We start from the raw sequence: 16,821 nt of genomic DNA, 5'->3' as shown, positions 1-16,821 counted from the left end.
CTGATAAATCAGCCCTTAACCTGCGCACCGGAAAGAGTTTGTAACACCTTGAGCTGCGCGACGGCTTCCTGCATCGCATCCATCCCCTGCGTCAGTTCACGCAGGCTGCCGAGATGCTTAGCAATGTCAGCGCGCTCATGTCGCGTCTGTTGATTCATGGCCGCCAGGGTATCGGCTGCACTGATACTGCGCTCTGCCATCTGGGCGGCGGTCTGCGCCGAATCACTGGCCACCAGCCGGATACGTGAGATGGTGCTGACTGCCTCACCGATGTTACTGGCCGTGGCTTCGGCCTGCTCTTTGGAGGAGTGCGCCAGACGACGAACTTCGCCCGCGACCACAGCAAATCCCCGCCCAGCCTCGCCTGCACGAGCCGCTTCTACTGCGGCATTCAGCGCCAGGATATTGGTCTGGAAAGCAATATTGCTGATGCCATGCGTAATCTCATTGATGCCGTTGGAAATTTTCTCCAGATCGTCCAGACCATCATCCAGCCGCCCCTGAGCCTGCTGGCTCTCGGTGGCGATGTTACTGATGTTACGGATACTGCTCTCTGCCAGGCTCAGGGTTTCTCCCTGGCTCTGAGTAGCTGTTTCCAGCACCGGCAGCGCCTCCATCAGCGGCGTCAGCGCCTGCTGATAAGTGATAACCCGATCCAGAACCCGCGTCTGAACGCTGTTAAGCGCTTCCCAGCGGCGCAACGCTCGCTGCGCGTAGTGTGCCGCGTAGCCGGCGTACTCTACCGGGAACTGGCTCATCGCTTTGACGTCATGATTAAAGAACACCAGCGCAGAGAGCGTTTGATTGATGGGCACGCCCAGGATTTCGCCGAAGCTGGAAAAACCGGCGGCGGCAATGCCTTTGAAGAAGTGGGCATTATGCAGCTTATCGGCATTGCCGACGCGACGCAGGATACAGTCGTTCATCAGGATCGCCGCGGGTTTGCCATGCTGAGCGGTAAAAGCCTGCCACTCCTGCTGCGTCGTCTGTTTAAAGTCTTTCTCCTCCATCAGGAACAGCCGATCGCCAAACTCAAGATCGCAGAAAAAGTGTACGCCGCCCGATTCAATTTTGGCGATCGAGCGAATAAAGAACTCGCCGCCAACTTTAACGCCGAAAGTGAGTCCCTTTAGCCGTTCGCTCAGTTGCGCTTCGTTGCAGTTAAGATGTTCACACAGCGCCGCAACAAACGGCTGCTGCTGCCCCTGGCGGTTAAACACTGACGTCACAGTGCGCGCAATCGGATCGGCTTCAGCAATCAGCCAGCTCTTATCGCGTGGCGTGAAGTTCTGGCTTTTAAAAGGAGCAAATGATTTTCCTGGCGCCATCTGGCAGAACACAATCACCGCCTTGCCCTGCAACACCCTGCCACCTGTACCAATCCAGGTGCCATCAAAGGTGATTTTACCCCCGGCCGAACCGCCAATCGCCAGGCAGGGAAAGCGCCCGCTGTTATACCAGGCCTGCATCAGAAAGCCTTCAGATGCCGACAATCCATCACAGTAAATCATGGCGAAAGTACGATCGGCAGAGAGCGGCATCCGCACCTGCAAGCGCGCCAGCTCCTGCTGGATGGCGGTGATGCGCTGGCTGGCGGTCTGGGTGTCGGCGACATGCAGATCAACAATATGCGTCTCATGGCGTGCGATCAGTGTGTCCGGCAGCCAGAGGTAGCTTCCCTCCGGACCATTGCCATCACAGTAGGTGCTTTGCGATCTGCTGCTGCTCAGCGCGCCGTTGGAAGAGAGCGTCAACACCGTCAGGTCGGCGGAGTTGAAGCGCTGCCAGGCCTGACTGACCCGCTGAAAATCGGCTTCAGGCGGAACGAAGGTCATCAGGATGCCGCCCGCCCGCGAGCTTAAACCCACGGAGGCCAGTGAATCTGGCAACGCACGACAATCGTAGGTGCCATTGGCAGGCTGACTGCTACGCCTAAGACGGGCAACAGGCAGGTGTCTTTTGATCGTCTTAATGATCGACATATTATTATTTTCGCTTTTATTTGAGTAATTTGCGCTTAAATTAGCGCTTTCTGGTGTGTATAAAAGGAGGGCTAAAAGCAGGTCCGTTCGCGTTCAGAACTCGTCGCGGAGTGCCGGGTTCATCAATGATCGGCGCACTCAACGCCTGTTGGTTATCGCCAGTAGCGGGAAAACCTTTAACGATTGCTGCAGTTGGTTTAATGGATGAAGATGTTATATTTTCGTAGCATAAAATAAGCTTTAGCGTGATTTTACCGGGAAGATATAAGGCTGTGCGGGTGACTGATGTTTACTGTTTGCGATACAGACTCATCAGTGCGACAATTGTAATGTCAAGTGTAAATACAAAGGAACTCGCTATGGGCACAATTAACATTCGAATCGATGATGACCTGAAGACACGATCCTATGCTGCGCTCGAAAAAATGGGTGTGACTCCTTCTGATGCGCTGCGCCTGATGCTTGAATATATTGCAGATAATGAACGTCTTCCCTTTAAGCAAACGTTACTCAGTGACGAAGATGCGGCGTTAGTAGACATAGTTAAAGAACGCCTGCGAAACCCTGAGCCTGTCCGGGTCACACTGGATGACCTTTAATGACCTGGCAACTGGAGTTCGATCAGAGGGCACTGAAAGAGTGGCGCAAGCTGGGCCCGACAGTACGTGAACAGCTTAAAAAGAAGCTGGCTGAGTGTCTTGAGTCACCCAGAATTGAGGCGAACAAACTCAGCGGGATACCTGACTGCTATAAGATCAAGCTAAAGTCATCCGGTTATCGACTTGTATACCAGGTTATTGATGACCGGGTGGTGGTTTTTGTGGTGGCTGTCGGGAAAAGAGAGCGCTCAGAGGTTTATTCTGCCGCTTCCAGGCGTCTCTCTTAAACAGGCGACTTCACCGCTAACAAACAAAGCGGCGCTATTCCTGTTTACCTGTCACTCTGCTGGTTCCAGTGCTGTTCGCAGCGCTCCCGAGCTTCGGCAGGCAGGTCGCGTAAATCAGGCAGCGTGTCGCCGGAACCGTAGCCCATTGATCCCCTCGCTTCCTGCTGTTCATCCTGCGCGGCGAACGTGATTTTCTCATCCAGCTGCTGCCAGCTATCGCCCTGCTGCCGGTAGATGACAGCAAAAGTGGGCGTCTGTGCATCATCGCCGTAAATCTCATATTTCTGCTTCTGCTCGTCAGAGCCCAGCTCAAGCGTGTCGATTAAGGTCGCATTACTCATAGCACTCTCCTTTTTCGTCAGGTCTGTAAGCGTAGTTCATCACCTACGGCCCTGCCGACACTATCCCCCTTCGAAAAATTAACATCACTATTATCAATCAATTAAGTATGTGCATTTGCATAAACGAAGCGGACGACTATGCTTGCAGATGTGACTAGCTAGTCCTTTTTATCTAATGGAACATTGATATGAGGTCTTCCTATGACACAACAGAAATACAGAGGTGGTGCCGGCAATTTTGCCAACGATCCAGAACGGGCGAGTGAAGCTGGCAGTGCAGGAGGCAAGGCCAGTGGGGGCAATTTCAAAAACGATCCTGAAAAAGCCAGGGAAGCCGGTCGGAAAGGAGGCAAAATTAGTCGCCGTCCTTCTAAGTAATTCTGAATAAAGCGCTTTAGGACGTATTACGCCATGGAATGGCATCTATTCCAATAAGTTTCATCATGCCCCCTCTTTTAGCCTTAATGCCTCTCTGACCAGGATAAAAGCGGGTGAATGTTGCTTGCGGCTGGGATAGTAGAGGTAATAGCCGGGAAACGGCTCGCACCAGCGCTCCAGCACGCGGATCAAGGTGCCCTGCTCCAGCCCTTCTGCGACTTCCTGCTCAGGCAGGAAAGCGATCCCCAGCCCTGCGAGAGCCGCTTCTGCAATGTGTGCCGAAGTGTTGAACGTCAGTTGTCCATCTACCCGCACATTTAACGGTCCCTCTTCACCGTCAAACTCCCAGACGTACAACCCACCCGCTGTCGCCTGCCGCATGTTAATGCAGTTGTGATGCAGCAAATCCTGCGGAACCTGCGGCGCAGCATGACGACGAAAGTAGTCGGGCGTGGCCACCGCAGCCATCCGTAATTGCGGGCTTATCGGCATCGCCACCATGTCTTTATCAATGGTGTCTCCCATCCTGACCCCTGCATCAAATCGATCGGCCACGATATTGCGTAAGCCATGATTAGCATCGAACTCAAGCCGGATATCAGGATAAGCCGCCAGCAATGGCGTCAGCTTTGGCATCAGGAGTGAGCTCAGAATATGCGGCCCGCAGGTGATCCGTACCGTGCCGGCTGGCTTGTCCCGCATCGCGGTCAGCATATCCAGTTCCGCCTCAATTTCATCGAACCGATTGCCAATCGCCTGGATTAACCGTTCACCCGCCGCGGTCGGTGAGACGTTACGGGTCGTGCGGGTAAGCAGCCGAATCTCCATCCGGTTTTCCAGCGCGGTAATGGTCTGACTCAATGCAGGCTGCGTCACGCCCAGCAGCGCTGCCGCGCGGGTAAAGCTGCCCTCACGCGCCACGGTAATAAAAGCCTGCAGGTCATTCATGTTGCGCTTCATACTGCACTCCCGCCGATAGATTTATAAGTTCTGGTTATAACCCCATTAAGGATTCATTAGCTAGTCAATATAAAGCGAAACAGTAAAATTTCCTGAGTTCATCAGCACCGCAAACAATGAAACAGGACACAACATGACTTCCACGGAAACTACTGACTGTTCCCCCCGGCATAAAGACGCGCACTGGGGTGGCGTCTGGGCAATGACGCTGTGTGTATTCGCGCTTATCGCCTCTGAATTCATGCCGGTCAGCCTGTTATCGCCGTTATCACAAGACCTAGCGGTCAGCGAAGGTCTGGTCGGACAGGGCATCGCTATCTCCGGCGCACTGGCAGTGATCACCAGCCTCTCAATAACCCGCATCGCAGGGAATCTCGACCGCAAAATCCTGTTGCTGGCGCTCACGCTGGTAATGGCACTATCCGGATTGATGGTGGCGATGGCACCCAACTATCTGACTTACATGACTGGCCGGGCATTGATTGGCGTGGTGATTGGCGGTTTCTGGTCGATGTCAGCGGCGGTCGCTATCCGGCTGGTCCCCACCGGGCAGGTGCCGCGCGCGCTGGCCATTTTCAACGGCGGCAATGCGCTGGCGACGGTTATCGCTGCACCGCTGGGCAGCTATCTCGGTTCTGTCATCGGCTGGCGCGGGGCTTTTTTCAGCCTGGTGCCGGTAGCCTTGATCGCACTGCTCTGGCAGGCGTTAACGCTGCCATCGATGCCAGTCGATTCGGCCCGGCAGCGCAGCGGAAAAATCCTGCAGCTGCTGCGTTCGCCGCTGGTTACGGTGGGTCTGACCGCCTGCGGCCTGCTCTTTATGGGCCAGTTCACCCTGTTCACCTATCTCCGCCCGTTTCTGGAAACCGTGACGCAGGTTGACGTTTCTACGCTGTCGCTGGTGCTGCTGACTATTGGCGTCGCCGGCTTTATCGGCACGCTGATTATCGGCGCTGTTTTGCAGCGCGGATTCTATCTGACCCTGATGATCATCCCGTTGATTATGGCGCTGGTTGCGGTGCTGCTCATGGTGTTCGGTCATCACCTGTGGCTGGTGGCGCCACTGCTTGGCATCTGGGGACTGGTGGCAACAGCGGCACCAACCGGATGGTGGGCCTGGATCGCCAGAACCTTTCCGGATAATGCCGAGACCGGTGGCGGATTAATGGTGGCCATCGTACAGCTGTCGATTGCTTTGGGGTCGACGCTGGGTGGCCTGGCCTTTGACCATGCAGGCTGGCAGACCACCTTTGCCATCAGCGCCACATTACTGGTCACTGCCGCCGGACTGGCGATGATCACCGCCCGTAAGGAAAGCGCTGCCTGATAGCAGATGCGTTGTTTAACCGGGCAACCCGTTGCCCTGATGTCGTCAACCCCGATAAGGATCTTCTTATGAGAGCATTAACCCTGATGTTTGGACTGTTGCTCAGTTCATTTGCGGCCAGCGCTGCCGATATGTCACGCGGCGCCGATAACTTTTATCAAAGCGAGAAAGTCACCCGCGAGAAAGTCACCTTTAAAAACCAGTATCAGATGGGCGTGACCGGCACGCTGTACAGACCAAAAGAGGCCGGTAAAACGGCGCGCCTTCCGGCGATTGTGGTAGGTCATCCGATGGGCGCAGTCAAAGAGCAGAGCGCCAGCCTGTATGCGCAGAAAATGGCTGAGCAGGGATTTGTTACCCTGGCAATTGATCTTTCATTCTGGGGCGAAAGTGAAGGCCAGCCGCGCAACGCGGTCTCTCCGGATATCTATGCCGAAGACTTCAGCGCCGCCGTGGATTACCTGGGTACCCGCCAATTTGTCGATCGCGACAGGATTGGTGTGCTGGGCATCTGTGGCAGTGGCAGTTTCGTCATCAGCGCAGCAAAGATTGATCCCCGCATGAAAGCCATTGCTACCGTCAGCATGTATGACATGGGGTCAGCCAACCGTAATGCGCTGAATAAAAGCCAGACACTGGCGCAGCGCAAGCAAATCATTGAAGCGGCGGCACAGCAACGCTATGTAGAGTTCACCGGGGGTAAAACTGAGTACACCAGTGGTACACCACATAAAATCGATGCTGATTCGCCTCCGATAGCCAAAGAGTTCTATGATTTTTACCGGACGCCTCGCGGTGAGTTCACCCCGAAAAACAGTTCAGCTGCGCTGACCACGCACCCGACGCTCACCAGCAACGTGAAATTCATGAACTTCTATCCGTTTAATGACATTGAGACTATCTCACCGCGCCCGATGCTCTTCATCACGGGTGATAAAGCGCATTCACGCGAGTTCAGCGAAGATGCGTTCCAGCGTGCGGCACAGCCAAAAGAGCTCTATATCGTGCCTGATGCAGGCCATGTGGACCTTTATGATCGCACTGACCTGATCCCGTTTGCGAAGCTGACCGCCTTCTTTAAACAGCATTTGTAATCTTCCGCTGATCATTGATCCCAGCCCGTCTGCAGCCGCCTGCAGACGGGCTTTCTGCGTTATTGGCCTTTGCGATGGCGGGTCAGGTAGTGCTTCACCAGCACAAAGAAGAGCGGAACAAAGAACAGCGCCAGTACCGTGCCTGCCAGCGTACCGCCGATGATACCGGTGCCGATGGCGATGCGGCTGTTAGCACCAGCACCCGTCGCCACCGCCAGCGGGATCACCCCGGCGATAAAGGCCAGCGACGTCATCATAATCGGCCGCAGACGGGTTCGCGCTGCCTGCAACGCAGCCGCACTCAGCGAACTTCCCCGACGAACCGCATCCTCCGCAAATTCGATGATCAGTATCGCGTTTTTGGAGGTGAGTCCGACCGTGGTCAGCAACGCCACCTGGAAATAGATATCATTGCTTAATCCACGCAGTACCACCGCCAGCACGGTACCCAGTACGCCGAGCGGCACCGCTAACAGCACGGAGAAAGGCACCGACCAGCTCTCATACAGCGCAGCAAGACAGAGGAACACCACCAGAATCGAGATCGCATACAGCGTGGTTGACTGCCCGCCCGCCTGCTTCTCCTGCAGCGAAAGTCCGCTCCATGCCCCCGTGGTCCCTGCCGGGAGTTCATTGGCCAGTCGCTCAATGGTGTTCATAGCATCGCCGGAGCTGAACCCTTCGGCGTTCTGCCCCTGAATTTCGTAGGAGGCAGAGCCGTTGTAGCGGTTAAGGCTTTCGGGTCCCATGGTCCATCGGGTCGAGGCAAACGCCGAGAATGGCGTCATGGTGCCTTCACTGTTACGGATGTACCATTTATCCAGATCCGAAGGTGATGAACGATACTGACCGTCGCCCTGCACATAGACCCGCTTTACCCGCCCCCGGTCGATGAAGTCATTGATATAGGCACCGCCCCAGGCGCTGGTCAGCGTATCGGTCACGTCATCCAGCTGCAGTCCCAGTGCCACCGCTTTGCTGGTATCAATATCGACCTGCAACTGCGGCGTTTGCGGCAGGATATTGGCCCGCACGCCAAGCAGTTCCGGGCTTTGCGCTGCGCTTTGTAAGAGCTGATCGCGCAGGTTGCCCAGTTGCTCACGCGTGGTGCCACCACTGGCCAGCAGCTCATAGGTAAAACCGTTGTTCTGTCCCAGACCCGGCACCGACGGCGGCGTCAGCGCAAAGATCTGCGCATCCCGAATCGACGCCAGCGCGTAGGTGGCGCGCCCGGCAATCGCTTCGGCAGAGTTTTCACTACCCGGTCGCTGATCCCAGTTCTTAAGCTTAATAAACGCCATACCGGCATTCTGCGCAGCACCGCTGAAGTTAAAACCGTTGATGGTGAAGACCACATCAATATTCTGTTTCTCTTCGGTCAGGAACCAGTCAACAATCTGCTGATTGACTGCCTCAGTGCGGCTGGCCGTGGCACCCGCTGGCAATGTTGCCTGAAGCATGATGCTGCCCTGATCTTCAGTCGGCAGGAAGCTGCCCGGCAAGCGGGTAAACATCACAAACAGTACCACGCCCATTGCCGCATAAAGCGACACCATGATCAGCGGACGGCGCAGAGTGCTCACCACTTTGTGACGATACTGACGCTCGGTAGCGGCATAAAAGCGGTTAAAACCGCCAAAGAAGCCTTTACGATGGGGTGAGGTCGGCCGCAGCAACATGCCACACAGTGCAGGCGTCAGGGTCAGTGCCACCACCACGGAGAAGGTCATGGCGGCGATGATGGTGATGGAGAACTGCCGGTAAATCACACCGGTCGACCCGGCGAAAAAGGCCATGGGCAGAAATACCGCGGAGAGCACGAGCGCGATAGCCACCAGCGCGCCGGAGATCTCTTTCATCGACTTTTCCGTTGCCTCACGCGCCGGCAGACCTTCGTCATGCATAATGCGTTCGACGTTTTCGACGACCACGATGGCATCATCCACCAGCAGCCCGATGGCCAGCACCATAGCAAACAGCGTCAGGGTATTGATGGTGTAGCCGCACAGCGCCAGTACGCCAAAGGTGCCGAGCAGTACCACCGGCACCGCCAGCGCCGGGATCAGCGTCGCACGGATATTCTGCAGGAACAGGTACATCACCACCACTACCAGCGCAATCGCTTCGATCAGGGTGATCACCACATCCTCAACGGAGATTTTGATGAAGTCAGTGCTGTCGAGCGCATAAGCCACCTCATAACCTTCCGGCATTGAGTGGCGATACTCTTCAACTTTGTTTTTCACCAGCGTCGCGGTGGCCAGCGCATTTGCGCCCGGCGCCAGCATCACACCGACACCCGCCGCAGGATGCCCGTTGAGTCGGGTGGTCATGTCATAGGATTCGCCGCCCAGCTCCACCCGCGCCACATCACCCACGCGTACGATGGCACCGCTTTTGTCGCTTTTGACGATGATGTTTCGGAACTGCTCTGGCGTCTGCAGTCGCGACTGCGCTCTGACCGTGGCGGTGAGCTGCTGATTATCAGGCGATGGCAGGCCGCCGATTTTACCGGCTGAAACCTGAATGTTCTGCGAGCGTATTGCCGCCGACACATCGGAGGGCTGCAACGCAAAGGAGTTGAGTTTGAAGGGATCGAGCCAGATGCGCATCGCGTACTGACCGCCGAACACCTGGATGTCACCTACCCCTTCGGTCCTGGCCAGCGGCTCCTGCATATTACTGACCAGCCAGTCACCGATATCCGTGCTGTTACTTTTGCCCGTGGTGTCATACAACCCCATCACCAGCAGGAAGTTTGACTGCGATTTGGTCACGGTAACACCAAGCTGCTGCACTTCGCTGGGCAGACGGGAGAGCGCCTGCTGCACCTTGTTCTGCACCTGCACCTGAGCCGTGTCCGGATCGGTGCCCTGACTGAAGGTGACGGTAACCGACACATTCCCCTGTGAACTGCTGCTGGAGGTAAAATAGAGCAGATTATCCAGCCCGGTAAGCTGCTGCTCGATCACCTGCGTGACGCTGTTCTCCAGCGTCTCCGCAGAAGCACCGGTGTACGTTGCGCTGATATTCACCGAAGGCGGTGCAACATCGGGATATTGTTCAACCGGCAACAGGGTAATAGAGAGCGCGCCAAGCAGCATGATTAAAATGGCAACAACCCATGCGAAAACGGGACGATAAATAAAAAAACGAGAAAACATCAGCGGGATCTCTTCCTTTTGGGCGGGTGCAAAACCTGCATTCCTGCAGGCTAACAAACAGCGTTGATTATAGGGTGTAACCTCAGGCTGAACATCCTGACGTGTTCTTTTCTTAAAGCTGAGGGATCGTACCGTGACGCTGCATTTTCGATTTATCGCGGATTTAACTGTGCTGACATCCGATGTGGGCATCAAAGAGAAAGCCGATCCATAACGAATCTGATGATGCATTAAGCAAAATGGTGAGCCCTGACTATCCTCAAATAAAGGATATTGATCAGGAGAAAACCATGAAATTTTTCTACTTCGTTTCGCTTATCGCCTCTGCCCTCTATTTACTGGCCTTCCTGCCTAAACTCCGCACCCGTCGTGAACCCATAGCCTACTGGGGGTGCTGGACTTATCTGGGCGCCAACGCCATTTTCTGGGCCGTTTATGGTGTCATGCATTACATTTAATGTCATTTTTTAAGCAAAGCGGTAAACAGGGATGTTTAGGGCACTATCCTTCTGATTAATCGGGTTAGCGCGAGCGGGATCGTAGAGATTTATTATTTTTCAGATTTCATCACAGCGACAGGATTTTGTGCCTTCTTACAGGCCCGGCAGTTATACAGAACTGCGAGACGTGCTGGAAAAATCATATAAGGCGGCTACGCTGATTTTAAGCTAACCCTCTGGATTTTAAAGCCTCCCGTCCCGCGGAACACGATGATTTCTTCTTCTGTTCCGTTATGGGATATATTGGCATCACTATCGTGAAATTTTCTCTGCATAACAGGTTATCCCGGCAATGGCTTTGATCCCTAAAAACTATACGCGGCTGGAAAGCGGCTACCGTGAGAAAGCACTTAAAATCTATCCGTGGGTGTGTGGACGCTGCTCACGCGAGTTTGTCTATTCAAACCTGCGCGAACTGACGGTTCACCATATCGATCACGACCACACCAACAACCCGGAAGATGGCAGTAACTGGGAGTTGTTGTGTCTCTATTGTCATGACCACGAGCACTCAAAGTACACCGAGGCTGACCAGTATGGCACCCGTGTAGTGGCTGGCGAGGACGCACAAAAAGATGTCGGTGAAGCTACCTACAATCCCTTTGCTGACCTGAAGTCGATGCTGAATAAGAAGAAGTAACGGCTGAACTGTCAGGCTGGCCGACCGGCCTGACAGTCTCGCTTCCCGAAGATGATCACAACGTCTGGCCGCGGCCAGAACGCAGTGTAGTCCGTCGTGCCAGATGCCACCCTGGCCAGACTCAGCGCGATATGAATCTTTTACCAGCCGGTTATTTCAGATTTTGATATCATTCATGGCCGGGTGAACCGTACGTTAATCCCCCCTCACCGACACTCTTTTTGAGGCTATCTGTCGACAGCACCTTTCCTATTGGCGTGTAGCTATAGGAGGTCTGGAATGTCTCGTAAAAAAGAACCAGCGTCTTATTGCCATACAGCATCACATCGCCCTGCTGGATCGTGCCGGGTTTGTGCGGATCGTTATTAAGAGCAGCAGGCAGGTCTGCAAACTTCTCATTGCCGTTCAGCTCCGCCATCGTCATGGTCAGCGGGAGTTGCTGTACAAATGCTTTCGCGGTGGCGTTATCCGCCAGCGCAATCTCATACGACTGATGGTTGATCGTCATAATAATCTTCATGGGACGCAGCTCTCCTGCCCGAACCGGGCCACTGGCTTTAGCGGGTATCAGACTATAGGTGGAAAGTAAAACCAGCAAAAGTAAGGCTCTTTTCATAAGGTTGCTCTCCGGATTATGGCGCATCTGTTCAGACATGGAGTGCGTTGCTGCGATCGCCGTCCAGCCCTGAATAAACTGGCTCACTTACCTGCCGTTACCTGATGGTAAAGGTTTATGCTTCACCCTTTTCCTGCATCATCTCCCTGTCAGCGGAACTCACGCACCGCTTATTCTGCAACAGCCTGGATGCGCTGCGCTTCATCTGATGTGCTGAACTGATTTGCGGCTTACGTTTCGGACTGTCGAAACATTTTGAGAAATATTTTCCCTGAATAACAGCCGGTTTCCACGTTGTTGCAACTATTTCTGTACCAGGCTTAATTAATAACAACAGAGACAATGTGGAGCATTATGAAAGAGCAAAATCGCACAAATGGCATCGCTCCTTATGGGGGCGCTGCCGGAGGCTGGGGCGCATTGAAGGCGGTTGCCGATGCTATCCGCGGCCAGATGTCTGTGAAACAGGATGTGATCGCCCTGTTTAAAGTCAACCAGCCGCAGGGCTTTGACTGTCCGGGCTGCGCCTGGCCCGACCCGCAACATGCCTCATCATTTGAGTTCTGCGAAAACGGCGCAAAAGCCGTCTCTTGGGAAGCGACCAGCAAACGCACCACACCGGAATTTTTTGCCGCTCATACCGTGACTGAGCTGTGGGAGCGCAGCGCACTGCATCTGGAGGGCGAAGGCCGCCTGACCCATCCGATGAAGTACGATGCCGCTACGGATACCTATCAGCCCATCGAATGGGAGACGGCGTTCCGGGAGATTGGAGAGCATCTGCGCAGTTACGACGATCCGGACAGCGTCGAGTTTTATACCTCGGGACGCGCCTCCAATGAAGCGGCGTTTCTGTGGCAACTTTTCGCCCGCGAATATGGCACCAATAACTTCCCTGACTGTTCAAACATGTGCCATGAACCGACCAGTGTCGGGCTTCCGGAGTCAATTGGTGTCGGCAAAGGTACGGTAGAGCTGGAAGATTTTGATCACTGCGACCTGGTCCTTTGTATCGGCCACAACCCAGGTACCAACCATCCGCGCATGCTGGGCACGCTACGGGAAGTGTCGAAACGCGGTGCCACTATTGTGGCGATCAACCCGCTGCGTGAACGTGGCCTGGAGCGTTTTACTTCGCCGCAGAGCCCGATTGAGATGCTGTCAATGAGCTCCACTGAGCTGGCGTCGACCTACTACAAGGTCAGGGTGGGCGGTGACGCAGCGATGCTGAAAGGGGTGATGAAGATCCTGCTCACTATGCACGAGGAGGCGCAGAGCAAAGGCGAACCCGGCGTCATTGATGAAGCATTCATTACTGAGCACACTGAAGGCTTTGACGCCCTGAAAGCCGACCTAGAGAGCACGGACTGGGAGCATATCCTGAAAGTCTCGGGCATGGCCCGTGAGGAGATCCAGCATATCGCCCGGCTCTACGCCAGCGCTGAACGTACCATCATCTGTTATGGCATGGGCATTACCCAGCACCAGTACGGCACTCAGAACGTGCAGCAAATCGCTAACCTGCTGCTGATGCGCGGCAATATCGGCAAGCCGGGTGCAGGTATCTGTCCGTTACGCGGTCACTCCAATGTGCAGGGCGATCGCACAGTGGGCATTACTGAGATTCCACCGCAATCGCTGCTTGATAGTCTGGAGAAGGTGTTTGGTTTCCGCCCGCCGCAGAAGCATGGTCACGGCGCCGTTGAGGCAATAAAGGCGATGCGCGACGGCAAAGCCAAAGCGTTGCTTTGTCTGGGCGGCAACCTGGCGGAAGCGATTTCCGATCCACAAGTCACGTTCCCGGCGATGCGCAATCTTGATCTGGTGGTGCATATGGCGACCAAACTGAACCGCTCGCACCTGTTACTGGGTAAACATAATTATCTGCTGCCGGTGCTGGGCCGAACAGAGACCGATGTTCAGGCAACCGGCGCGCAGAGCGTCACCGTGGAAGATTCAATGTCGATGGTGCATGCCTCACGCGGTTCGCTGGATCCCGCCTCACCCCATCTTAAGTCTGAACCGGCGCTGGTCGCCTCACTGGCGAAGGCAACGCTGCCGGACAGCGTGGTTGACTGGTCGGCCATGGCAGCCGATTACAGCCGCATCCGCGATGCCATTGAAGCGGTGTTCCCGGCGTTTGAAAACTTCAATGAGAGGATTAAGCATCCGGGCGGATTCCGGCTTCATAATGCCGCCTCAGAGCGCGTCTGGCTCACACCCTCTGGCCGTGCGCAGTTTAAAGTGATGCAGGGCATCAATGAAGATCCCCGGTCACTGAAGTGCCATGATCTGGTGCTCACTACCCTGCGCAGTCACGATCAGTACAACACCACACTTTACGGGCTGAATGACCGCTATCGTGGCGTGACAGGCCGCCGCGATGTGCTGTTTATCAATGCAGAAGAGGCGGAGAAGCGACAGTTACGGGTAGGTGATCGTGTCGATCTGATGGCGCTGGACCCGGATGGCAATCCCACCTCGCGCCAGATGAAAAACCTGACCATCGTGATTATTGATATGGCCCCAGGTTCGGTCGGCGCTTACTATCCCGAAGCCAATGTGATGGTTCCGCTCGACAGCCACGATACCAAAAGCGGCATTCCCGCCTATAAAAGTATTCCGATATCCATGAAACGTGTAACTGACGAGACCCGGACGACCTCAGGCGTTTTACGCTAGTCAGGCGTCTCAATTTGCGAATGTTGCCAGCGTGGCCGGTGCTCCGGTCACGCTGTTTTTATTGTCGCGCCCTGAAGTTTTATCGATCCTGTCTGCCTGCTTTACCGCCTGTAAAGCACCCGACGTGAAGCAAGCCTGACGGTAACATCATATACACTACAGTCCTGAAAACGGCTCTATAAACGATCGACTCTTTTTTGCCTGCGCAGATGTTCAGCGCCCTACCGGAAAACTGCCATGTTTCACCTGATTTTCAGCTTACCCAGCTGGTATGTTATTGCGCGCGTCATTATTCCCTTGTCCCTGCCACTGGCTGTAAAGATCCTGCTCTCCGCTCTGGTGCTGCTGGCTTCACAATATCTGCTGGTGAGCCGTTTTACCTCGGGCGGGATCTTCTCCGCTGAAATGCCCCGCATTATCATCATTCTGTTTAACTGGGCCTACAGCACCGTGCTGCTGCTGGCGCTGCTTCAGATGCTGATGGATGCGGTCATGCTGTTTGCCCTGCTGTTGCATCATCCACTGGAGCTGGTTCCCGGTGTTCGCTATCTGGCCGTTGTGCTGGCGATGGGGCTGGCTGCCTTTGGCGTTCAGCAGGCGATACGTGTGCCGCCAGTCAAAGAGGTGACCCTTGCGCTGCACAACCTGCCCGCTGAGTTCGATGGCTATCAGCTGCTGCAGCTGACCGACCTGCATATCACCCGGTTGTTTAATGCGGCCTGGACCGCCGCAATGGTTGAACGGGCAATGTCTCTCAAAGCCGATCTGATTGTGGTCACGGGCGATGTGATCGATGGCAGTCTGGCGCATCGACGACAGGACGTTGCGCCGCTGCGCGGGCTGGCAGCGCCTGACGGCGTATGGGCTATCACCGGCAATCATGAATATTTCTTCCATCAGGCAATCTGGACGGCGCATCTGGCCTCACTGGGTCTGCAACCTCTGCTCAACAGCCATACCGTTATCCAGCGCGGAACTGCAAAGCTGGTGATGGCTGGCCTGCCGGACGCCTCCGCACCCGGCAGAAACGCGGTCGGCCCGGATCTGGCCCGCGCGCTGGAACAGGCACCTGAAAACGCGCCGGTAATCCTGCTGGATCACCAGCCACGCAATGCACGCCAGAACGCAGCGCAGGGCGTGGATGTGCAGCTCTCAGGACATACGCATGGCGGACTGATTATCGGGCTGGACAGGCTATTTGCTAAACCCAACGCCGGATTTGTTTCCGGGCTTTATCAGGTCGGCGGAATGCAGCTCTATGTGAATAACGGCACTGCACTCTGGCCAGGCATGGCGGTGAGGCTGGGTCGTCCCTCAGAACTCACCCGGATTACCCTTCGCCGCCAGCCGTAGTTGCGTGAAGAAATAGCCTCAGGAAAGTGCGGTTTTCGCAGGTGTGCATAAGATTGAGTGAGACAAAGGAGATCACCATGACGATGTTATGTACGGCCTGCGGAACGGCTTATCCCGCTCATTCCACTCATCAGCAATGTAAAATCTGTGATGATGAACGCCAGTACGTTCCGGCCGCTGGTCAGCGCTGGATCGCGTTTGCTGAACTGCGCGCCAGCCACGCCAATAAGTGGACGGCCCATAGCGATGCGCTGTTAAGTCTTAAAACCGTGCCTGAGTTTGCCATCAACCAGCGCGCTTTTCTGCTGCGCACGCCGCACGGCAACGTGCTGTGGGACTGCATTGCCAACCTTGATGATGCCACCTATACGCTGATCGCGGCGCTGGGCGGCATTGATGCTATCGCGATTTCACATCCGCACTACTACACCACCATGCAGGAGTGGGCTGAAGCGTTTAATGCGCCCATTCATCTGCACGCCCGCGATCGTCAATGGATTGTGCGGAAGAGTCCGCATATCCAGTTATGGCAGGGCGAGTCGCTGACGCTGATGCCCTCTGTGACGCTGTTACGGCTGGGCGGCCATTTTCCCGGCGGCAGCGTGCTGCACTGGAACGAAGACGAAGGGGTGATTCTGGCGGGTGATATTATCCAGGTTACGCCGGGTGCGCATGGCGTGTCGTTTATGTGGAGCTACCCGAATATGCTGCCGCTGTCAGCCGCTACGGTAGGCGACATACTGCATCGGCTCTCCGGCGTGACATTCGGGCAACTGTATGGCGCGTTTGAAGGGCAGGATATCCATCAGCAGGCAAAAGAGAAGGTGATGCGGTCGGGAGAGAAGTATCTGGCCTGTCTGCAGGATCATCAGGCGTAGCGCGGAATAAACGCTGAGAA

15 protein-coding genes are annotated in these 16,821 nt (G+C 55.2%); 10 read left to right on the top strand and 5 right to left on the bottom strand.

What is annotated here, in order from left to right; genetic code table 11:
* Positions 1-8 precede the first annotated feature (8 nt).
* The gene (locus ACR8BN_RS21955; protein WP_430019051.1) at positions 9-1,982 is read right to left on the bottom strand and encodes a methyl-accepting chemotaxis protein; all 1,974 of its coding nucleotides are present in this window, start codon (positions 1,980-1,982) and stop codon (positions 9-11) included.
* A gap of 359 nt (positions 1,983-2,341) precedes the next feature.
* Between ACR8BN_RS21955 and ACR8BN_RS21950 the strand changes: the two genes are divergently transcribed.
* Both ACR8BN_RS21950 and ACR8BN_RS21945 read left to right on the top strand, forming a co-directional pair.
* Positions 2,342-2,581: a type II toxin-antitoxin system RelB/DinJ family antitoxin gene (locus ACR8BN_RS21950; protein ID WP_010257033.1), complete on the top strand. Its 240-nt coding sequence runs from the start codon at positions 2,342-2,344 to the stop codon at positions 2,579-2,581.
* Positions 2,581-2,868, top strand: a complete 288-nt coding sequence (locus ACR8BN_RS21945) for a type II toxin-antitoxin system RelE family toxin (RefSeq protein ID WP_010257030.1) — start codon at positions 2,581-2,583, stop codon at positions 2,866-2,868. The genes ACR8BN_RS21950 and ACR8BN_RS21945 overlap by 1 nt, the downstream gene beginning before the upstream one ends.
* A gap of 44 nt (positions 2,869-2,912) precedes the next feature.
* Here the strand turns inward: ACR8BN_RS21945 and ACR8BN_RS21940 are convergent, their stop codons facing one another.
* On the bottom strand, positions 2,913-3,209 hold the full coding sequence (locus ACR8BN_RS21940; RefSeq protein WP_033770131.1) for a hypothetical protein: 297 nt from the start codon (positions 3,207-3,209) through the stop codon (positions 2,913-2,915).
* Between the two features lie 201 nt (positions 3,210-3,410).
* On the opposite strand from ACR8BN_RS21940, the gene ACR8BN_RS21935 reads away from it, so the two are divergent.
* Positions 3,411-3,587: a general stress protein gene (locus tag ACR8BN_RS21935; protein ID WP_010257023.1), complete on the top strand. Its 177-nt coding sequence runs from the start codon at positions 3,411-3,413 to the stop codon at positions 3,585-3,587.
* 63 nt (positions 3,588-3,650) lie between these two features.
* Here ACR8BN_RS21935 and ACR8BN_RS21930 read toward each other — a convergent pair whose 3' ends face one another.
* A complete protein-coding gene (locus ACR8BN_RS21930; RefSeq protein ID WP_434747835.1) occupies positions 3,651-4,547 on the bottom strand; it encodes a LysR family transcriptional regulator in 897 nt (298 codons plus the stop codon).
* Positions 4,548-4,749: 202 nt separating this feature from the next.
* Between ACR8BN_RS21930 and ACR8BN_RS21925 the strand changes: the two genes are divergently transcribed.
* Together ACR8BN_RS21925 and ACR8BN_RS21920 are read left to right on the top strand one after the other, a co-directional pair.
* On the top strand, positions 4,750-5,874 hold the full coding sequence (locus ACR8BN_RS21925; RefSeq protein WP_208443734.1) for an MFS transporter: 1,125 nt from the start codon (positions 4,750-4,752) through the stop codon (positions 5,872-5,874).
* 68 nt (positions 5,875-5,942) lie between these two features.
* Positions 5,943-6,968 carry an alpha/beta hydrolase gene (locus ACR8BN_RS21920; protein ID WP_311977946.1) on the top strand — a complete coding sequence of 342 codons (1,026 nt, stop codon included), beginning with the start codon at positions 5,943-5,945 and terminating at the stop codon, positions 6,966-6,968.
* Positions 6,969-7,027: 59 nt separating this feature from the next.
* On the opposite strand, the gene ACR8BN_RS21915 is transcribed toward ACR8BN_RS21920, so the two are convergent.
* Positions 7,028-10,132 carry an efflux RND transporter permease subunit gene (locus tag ACR8BN_RS21915; protein ID WP_434747834.1) on the bottom strand — a complete coding sequence of 1,035 codons (3,105 nt, stop codon included), beginning with the start codon at positions 10,130-10,132 and terminating at the stop codon, positions 7,028-7,030.
* A gap of 290 nt (positions 10,133-10,422) precedes the next feature.
* Here ACR8BN_RS21915 and ACR8BN_RS21910 point away from each other — a divergent pair, with 290 nt between their 5' ends.
* Complete coding sequence (locus ACR8BN_RS21910; RefSeq protein WP_009093121.1) at positions 10,423-10,590, top strand: hypothetical protein; 168 nt, start codon at positions 10,423-10,425, stop codon at positions 10,588-10,590.
* Between the two features lie 334 nt (positions 10,591-10,924).
* Complete coding sequence (yajD, locus tag ACR8BN_RS21905; RefSeq protein WP_003850685.1) at positions 10,925-11,272, top strand: HNH nuclease YajD; 348 nt, start codon at positions 10,925-10,927, stop codon at positions 11,270-11,272.
* A 169-nt stretch (positions 11,273-11,441) separates the two neighbouring features.
* Here yajD and ACR8BN_RS21900 read toward each other — a convergent pair whose 3' ends face one another.
* The gene (locus ACR8BN_RS21900; protein ID WP_434747833.1) at positions 11,442-11,975 is read right to left on the bottom strand and encodes a cyclophilin-like fold protein; all 534 of its coding nucleotides are present in this window, start codon (positions 11,973-11,975) and stop codon (positions 11,442-11,444) included.
* Between the two features lie 267 nt (positions 11,976-12,242).
* Between ACR8BN_RS21900 and ACR8BN_RS21895 the strand changes: the two genes are divergently transcribed.
* The 3 genes from ACR8BN_RS21895 to ACR8BN_RS21885 all read left to right on the top strand — a co-directional run bounded on the left by ACR8BN_RS21895 (position 12,243) and on the right by ACR8BN_RS21885 (position 16,801).
* The gene (locus ACR8BN_RS21895; RefSeq protein ID WP_134161881.1) at positions 12,243-14,570 is read left to right on the top strand and encodes an FdhF/YdeP family oxidoreductase; all 2,328 of its coding nucleotides are present in this window, start codon (positions 12,243-12,245) and stop codon (positions 14,568-14,570) included.
* A gap of 237 nt (positions 14,571-14,807) precedes the next feature.
* The gene (locus ACR8BN_RS21890; RefSeq protein ID WP_207092019.1) at positions 14,808-15,923 is read left to right on the top strand and encodes a metallophosphoesterase; all 1,116 of its coding nucleotides are present in this window, start codon (positions 14,808-14,810) and stop codon (positions 15,921-15,923) included.
* A 77-nt stretch (positions 15,924-16,000) separates the two neighbouring features.
* Positions 16,001-16,801: an MBL fold metallo-hydrolase gene (locus ACR8BN_RS21885; RefSeq protein WP_083070599.1), complete on the top strand. Its 801-nt coding sequence runs from the start codon at positions 16,001-16,003 to the stop codon at positions 16,799-16,801.
* Positions 16,802-16,821: the final 20 nt, after the last annotated feature.

Source organism: Pantoea sp. Lu_F5_004, from assembly GCF_051136245.1.
Taxonomy (GTDB): domain Bacteria; phylum Pseudomonadota; class Gammaproteobacteria; order Enterobacterales; family Enterobacteriaceae; genus Pantoea; species Pantoea agglomerans.
The sequence above is the reverse complement of the archived record's forward strand: the minus strand, read 5'-3'. Positions and strand labels throughout refer to the sequence as shown.